Genomic DNA, 232 nt, shown 5'->3' on the forward strand with positions numbered 1-232 from the left:
CTGGAGGTTTTCCAGGATATGTTCAAAAAGTGGATTTGAATCTTGGGTTTGCAGGAGTAAGGATACCTAGAGGGAATCTGCCTGTGGGGAACAATGAAATATCCATCTTTGAAGAAAGCGGTAGACAATTAAGCAGTAGACTTATTTTTATAGAACAGCCGAGTAATGAGGCAGCTATTACAGAAGTGAATTTTTCCTTTGATAAAAGATCAAAGGAAAGTTTTAGTTAGAG

At 37.5% G+C, this 232-nt stretch carries 1 protein-coding gene; it reads left to right on the forward strand.

The window, feature by feature from the left end:
- On the forward strand, positions 1–230 hold a 230-nt coding region (locus I5349_RS14155; protein ID WP_226391404.1), incomplete at its 5' end, for a hypothetical protein.
- Between the last annotated feature and the right edge of the window lie 2 nt (positions 231–232).

The sequence above is a fragment of the Penaeicola halotolerans genome (assembly GCF_016464625.1).
GTDB lineage: Bacteria > Bacteroidota > Bacteroidia > Cytophagales > Cyclobacteriaceae > Penaeicola > Penaeicola halotolerans.